The sequence below is a fragment of the Chamaesiphon sp. OTE_75_metabat_556 genome, from assembly GCF_031378165.1.
Lineage (GTDB): Bacteria > Cyanobacteriota > Cyanobacteriia > Cyanobacteriales > Chamaesiphonaceae > Chamaesiphon.
The window spans coordinates 1-3,788 of sequence record NZ_JANNDR010000531.1; the positions used below are offsets into that span (position 1 = coordinate 1).

The 3,788-nt window shown below is 47.7% G+C and carries 4 protein-coding genes and 1 pseudogene; 2 read left to right on the plus strand and 3 right to left on the minus strand.

Annotated elements, in window-relative coordinates; translation table 11 throughout:
* Positions 1–1,223: S-layer homology domain-containing protein (locus RMO27_RS21030; RefSeq protein ID WP_309736262.1), on the plus strand; the 1,223-nt coding region annotated here is incomplete at its 5' end.
* On the opposite strand, the gene RMO27_RS21035 is transcribed toward RMO27_RS21030, so the two are convergent.
* Positions 1,213–1,503, minus strand: a complete 291-nt coding sequence (locus RMO27_RS21035) for a hypothetical protein (protein WP_309736264.1) — start codon at positions 1,501–1,503, stop codon at positions 1,213–1,215. The two genes, RMO27_RS21030 and RMO27_RS21035, sit on opposite strands and share 11 nt — an antisense overlap.
* Positions 1,504–1,520: 17 nt before the next feature.
* Between RMO27_RS21035 and RMO27_RS21040 the strand changes: the two genes are divergently transcribed.
* Positions 1,521–2,219: a Uma2 family endonuclease gene (locus RMO27_RS21040; RefSeq protein ID WP_309736268.1), complete on the plus strand. Its 699-nt coding sequence runs from the start codon at positions 1,521–1,523 to the stop codon at positions 2,217–2,219.
* Positions 2,220–2,247: 28 nt separating this feature from the next.
* Here RMO27_RS21040 and RMO27_RS21045 read toward each other — a convergent pair whose 3' ends face one another.
* Both RMO27_RS21045 and RMO27_RS21050 read right to left on the minus strand, forming a co-directional pair.
* The gene (locus tag RMO27_RS21045; protein ID WP_396133777.1) at positions 2,248–3,111 is read right to left on the minus strand and encodes a cyanophycinase; all 864 of its coding nucleotides are present in this window, start codon (positions 3,109–3,111) and stop codon (positions 2,248–2,250) included.
* 65 nt (positions 3,112–3,176) lie between these two features.
* Positions 3,177–3,788: pseudogene (locus tag RMO27_RS21050) on the minus strand (fused N-dimethylarginine dimethylaminohydrolase/saccharopine dehydrogenase domain-containing protein); the annotation flags it as partial.

The following is a 3,788-nucleotide window of genomic DNA, read 5'->3' on the forward strand; positions in this document are numbered from 1 at the left end:
CAAAATCTCGGCGCGACGATCCCAACTTAAAATACGAGCGGGAATTTCAGAAGCGTGCGGAAGAAGGAGATGGTAAGTTTTCGATCTTTGTGCGGCAAATACTTTCAGGGAAACAACAGGAGTGGGGAATTTCGCCGGAGGAAGCTAATCAAATAGAAGATCGGGTATTGCAGCCTTATCGGGAATATCAGCACAAAATTACAGAGTATGAACAAACGCTAACTGAAGCCGTGCAGCATAATAAACCTTTTAGCGATCGAGAACAAGCCGATCTGAAGGAATATCAACAACAATTGAAGCTACGAGATGAAGATGTTGCTGAGATTCATCAACGAGTACAATATATTCCATCAGAGTTATTAATAACACCAGTTAACAATCTCTCCATCGAACCATCGCCTCAACCTGTAACACATCAACCACCTATTAAACCCTTAATAACTCCAACTCCAATCTATCTTCGTAATTTTATTAAGTGGCTTCCTGTTATTGTTACTGGATTAGTGGCATTATTCGCATTACCACAAGCAATTAAGATCGCAGTTAAGCCTAATGAAAAAGACACTTCAACTTTAAAGCAAGTCAATCAAAGCATTGATATCGCAGGTAACTGGGCAGAGCCTTTCATCAAATCTCTAGTCGGAAAAAATATTATTAAAGGCTATCCTGACGGTAGCTTTAAGCCGGATCGGCCAATCACTCGATCTGAATTTGCCGCTTTATTAAACAGTGCCTTCGATCTCCAGCCAATTAGAGCTGGACGTACATTCGAGGATGTCCCCCCAAACTACTGGGCTGCCGAAGTCATCCAAAAAGCTTATCAAAGTGGTTTTGTTTCTGGCTATCCAAACGGCACCTTTGCACCAATGCAAAATACTTTGCGGATTCAGAGTCTAGTCTCATTAGTTAATGGCAGTAAACTAGAACCTTCAGGCACCTTAGATCTCAATAGTGTATTTGGTGACGCGGCTCAAGTTCCTAGCTACGGACAAAACGCCCTGATCGCAGCAACTCAAAAATGCATGGCCACAAGTCCTGAGTACAATAGCAGTCAAATCCCAGGTGGTAATTTTGGGCCGAATACTGTCGCAACTCGTGCTGACGTAGCTGTTTATCTTCACCAAGCATTAGTGGCTGCTGGCAGGCTCAAAGCGTTAGATAAGTCTAGTGCTGCGAATAAGTACATCGCATCCTGTCCTCAAGGTGTTTACGTTAAGAGATGAATATAACGATCGCCTGAAAATCCCCTCCCAGGAGGGGTGCCCGCAGGGCGGGGTGGGTAGATCCTCGCTTCACCCCTTCAACCCAAAAGCTGCCGTCAGTGTTGATCGAATCCCCAACTACTACGACATTGCCAGATCGAGATTTGTCGGTCGATCGATCGGAGACGGTTGGGAGATTATTGGTGGGTAGCGGGGATTTTACCCACCCCGCCCGTTGGGCACCCCTCCGAGGAGGGGATTTTTTGAAGTCGATCGAGTTATCATGATAAAAGCGTACCACCGGAGTATTCGCTAGTTATGGTTCGGCAACTCAACAAAACCGATATTATTTATCCAGACTGCGACGGACAGCCAATGTCAGACAATACGCTCCAGTTTAGCTGGATTGTCAAAATCAAGGAAAATCTGGAAATATTGTTTGCAGACGATCCAAATGTTTTCATCGCTGGAGACTTACTCTGGTATCCAGTCGAGGGCGACAATACTACTCGGCGGGCACCAGATACAATGGTGGCGTTTGGCAGAGCAAAAGGTGATCGCGGTTCTTATAAACAATGGCTAGAAGATAATATTGCTCCGCAAGTAGTATTTGAGATTTTATCTCCAGGCAACCGTTTGGCCGAAATGACCGCCAAATTTGAGTTCTACGATCGATATGGAGTCGAAGAATATTATATCTATGACCCAGATCGAGTTGATTTTACGGGTTGGTGGCGACAGGATGGCAGATTGCAGGGAATTAGTGAGATTTCCGGTTGGATTAGTCCGCGATTGGGGGTGAGATTCGAGCTAGGCGATGAGTTAGAGATTTACACCCCCGCAGGTGAGTTATTTCTGTCGCCAGTAAAGATCGCCAAAAAAGCTGAAGCTGCTCAAGTGCGGGCAACAGTGGCTGAATCACAAGTTCAAATAGAACGAGATCGAGCCGATGCCGCCGAGCAGAAAGCCACAATTATGGCAGCTAAGTTACGGGAGTTGGGGATCGAGTTAGATTGATAATCCATTTTTGGCGTTTTCGATGATGCTAACGTCGTGGCATGACGGGGGCGGGTAAGACAACGCGCTGCTGATAGTTGTAGCGATCGCCTTGACTCAGAATGTGGACGGTGAGGTTGTGCAGACTCAGGGGCGAACTTTGGCCAGAGGCGAGGTAATTCGTGTGGGTTAATTTGCCTGGATCGATAATAGTGATGGTGCCTTTCCCGATCACTTCAAAAGTACTGTCATCCTCAAAGGCGGCACAAGTATCTTCATCGATGCCCACTCCTAATTTATCAGGATGAGCGGCGATCGCACTCATCAAGCGTGCCATCCGATTGCGATTGTGAAAATGTTGATCCACTAACAGATCTGGAAAAATTCCCAATCCAGTGGTGAGATCGACCAATGATTGACTGGGCGAGTCGCCACTACTACCGCCAGAAATCATCTTCTCGCCGACGATCGCCGCCCCAGCACTAGTTCCAGCCAAGACGAGATTATCGATCGCAATTCTTTGCTTAATGGATGTCATAAACTGGCTACCGCCGATCAGATCGCGCAGGCGCAATTGATCACCACCAGTTAAAAAAACGCCAGTACAGTTGCTAAGGACATCCAGCCAGCGTTCTTCGTCACACTCTTGGGGCTGCCGAATATCGAGGATCTGGACTTGAGTTGCACCCATCCCCTTAAAGATCTGGTAGTAGCGATCGCCGACGACGCTGGGTTCTTGAGAGGCACAGGGGATAACGCCGATGGTCGCCATCTTGCCCCCAGCACTGTTAAAAAAGGCATTTAAGATGGCGCAACCATTGACTTTGTCTTCGGCTCCACCAATAACCATTACCGGATAATGGGTAGGAATTACCATGGATTGTTGAGCCAAAACAGGCTTGAGTTCGAGCATAAAATGATTCTAAGTGTCCCATCATATCACCGTGCTAAAGCAAAATCAAAGTTTGATTTTGCGAACTAGCCCCCGTATTGTCCGGTTAGCTTGTTGAGTTGTTGTACCAACAGGCTTAAGAATAATCCCACGTCGGTAACGACACCGATCGACTCGATCGAGCCGCGATCGCTTAGTTTGGTCACGACCGCTGGATTGATATCGATACAGACCATTTTCACCCCCGCTGGCGTCATATTGCCGACTCCGATCGAGTGGAGCATACTCGATAGCATCAAAATCAGATCGGCACCTTCAATCAATCGGGCATAATCGGCTTGAGCGGCAACTAGATCCATCTGGGTATCTGGCAAGGGGCCATCATCCCGAATCGAGCCAGCTAGGGAGAAGGGGACATCGTGTTTGACGCATTCATACATCACCCCACTCTTGAGTACGCCCTGCTCGACTGCCTGGGCGATGCTGCCACAACGACGAATCGTATTAATTGCTTTGAGGTGGTGGCGGTGTCCCCCATGTACCGAAATCCCGCGTTGCATATCCACACCCAGAGAGGTACCCATTAAGGATTGTTCGATATCGTGAACGGCGATCGCATTGCCGCCCAGGAGGGCATGGACATAGCCCTCGCGAATCAGTTGGTTCAGGTGCTTGCTACCGCCAGTGTGAATCACCAC

Bases quoted from the DNA above. Each gene is read 5' to 3' on its own strand.
- RMO27_RS21040 (WP_309736268.1), top strand. From the start codon at position 1,521: ATGGTTCGGCAACTCAACAAAACCGATATTATTTATCCAGACTGCGAC.
- RMO27_RS21045 (WP_396133777.1), bottom strand. From the start codon at position 3,111: ATGCTCGAACTCAAGCCTGTTTTGGCTCAACAATCCATGGTAATTCCT.